Annotated in this window: 2 protein-coding genes; both read left to right on the forward strand. The window is 68.0% G+C overall.

Translation table 11 applies throughout. The annotated features are described in order from the left end of the window. Positions 1 to 688, forward strand: a 688-nt coding sequence (locus tag ACWELQ_RS44545) for a hypothetical protein (protein ID WP_452402995.1), incomplete at its 5' end; no start/stop codon positions are given. 125 nt (positions 689 to 813) lie between these two features. After that, positions 814 to 2031 (forward strand): alkaline phosphatase family protein (locus ACWELQ_RS44550; RefSeq protein ID WP_452402996.1); only part of this gene is annotated, 1218 nt, incomplete at its 3' end.

Consider the following 2031-nt stretch of genomic DNA (forward strand, 5'->3'; position numbering starts at 1 on the left):
CGCCGGAGCCCCGGAGCACGTGCCCGCGGCCCCGGGCGCAGGCGGCCCGGTCCCGGCCATCCGGCTCGACGCGGTGACCGGCAAGATCGACCAGTTGCAGGCGTGGGCGCGGCCGCGGGCCGACAAGTACGGCATCCCGCTGCGGGCGCTCGAGGCGTACGGGTACGCGACCGTCGTGATGGCGCAGGCACAGCCCGGATGTCATCTCGGCTGGACGACGCTGGCCGGAATCGCAAGGGTGGAAAGCGATCACGCCCGTTTCGGCGGGGCGACCATCGCCCCGGACGGCCTGGTGCAGCCGCCGATTCGCGGGGTGCCGCTCAACGGCACCGCCGGCAATGCCGTCATTCTCGATCCCTCGTCGAGGTCCGGGCGCGGTGGTTATGCCCGGGCGATGGGGCCGTTCCAGTTCATCCCGGACACCTGGAGTCACTGGGGCGTGCGCGCCGGTGCCGACTATCAGGCCCTGGCGGCCGCCCTTCAGGCCGCCAAACCGGTTGCCACCAAGGACCTTTCGGGTAACCCCGACAATATCAACGATGCAGCCTTGGCCGCGGGCCGCTACCTGTGCGCGGCCGGCGGCGATCTCTCCACCGCGAACGGCTGGCGTCAGGCCATCCTCGCCTACAACCATTCCTCGGTGTACGTCGGCCAAGTACGCAGTGCCGCAACCGGATACGACGCCTGAGCCGTCGCCGATCCCGCGATAACCACCATCCCCGCGACAACCCCACACACTTCGGCCCGTGCTGCGCACGTGTCGTGAAGAAAGCTGCGGCACAAGCGTTATGTGCCGTTGGATGAGGAGGATCCGTGTCCCGCAAGAGTATTCGATTGGCTGCTGCCGTCGGCGCTGTCGCGCTGGCCTGCACCGCGACCGGCATCGCCAGCGCCGGTCCCGACAACGACAAAGACAAGGACAAGGGCGGCAAGGACAAGGATCATGTCCTGCTGATCTCGGTCGACGGCATGCACCAGGCCGATCTGGCGTGGTACATCAAGCAGAAGCCGAACTCCGCGCTGGCGGCCATGGCCAACAACGGCCTCCAGTACACCAACGCACAGACCACCAACCCGTCGGACTCGTTCCCGGGCATGGTCGCGCAGTTCACCGGTGCGACCGCGGGACAGTCGGGCGTCTACTACGACGACACCTTCAACCACGATCTGCTGCCCGCCGGCACCACCGATTGCGCGCACGCCGCCAAGGGCGCCGAGGTCTCGATGACCGAGGCCATGGACAAGGACCAGACCGCGCTCGACGCCGGCCAGGGCCTGGCGGGCCTGCCCGGTAGCATCCTCGGCATGACCGGCAACCCGGCCACCCTGCTGAACCCGGCCGCCATGCCGGTCGACCCGGCCACCTGCAAGCCGGTCTACCCGAGCCAGTATCTGCAGGTGAACTCGGTCTTCGACGTGCTGCACGCCGCCGGCAAGCTGACCGCGTGGTCGGACAAGCACCCGGCCTACTCGATCCTCGAGGGCAAGTCCGGCAACTCGATCGACGACCTGTTCACCCCCGAGGTGAACTCGAATTCGCCGATCGCGGGCCAGGACTGGACCAAGGACGACAAGTCCACCCAGCAGTACGACGGTTACAAGGTGCAGGCCGTTCTCAACGAGATCGACGGCAAGGACCACTCGGGGGCCAAGCAGGTCGGCGTTCCGGCCATCTTCGGCATGAACTTCCAGAGCGTCTCGGTCGCGCAGAAGCTGCCGAAGTCGGACGGCCAGACCGGCGGCTACCAGGCCGACGGCGTCACCCCCGGACCGCTGCTGTCGGGTGCGCTGGACTACGTCGACGGCCAGCTGGCCCGGATGCTCGCCGAGCTGAAGGCCAAGGGCCTGGACAAGTCGACCACGGTCATCCTCTCCGCCAAGCACGGCCAGTCGCCGACCAAGCCCTCGGATCTGACCCGCATCGACGACGGCCCGATCATCACCGCCCTCAATGCGGCGTGGAAGGCCAAGCACGCCGACGCCAAGCAGGACCTGGTCGCCTTCAGCGTGGACGACGACGCCATGCTGCTG

It is taken from the genome of Nocardia sp. NPDC004722, from assembly GCF_053601505.1.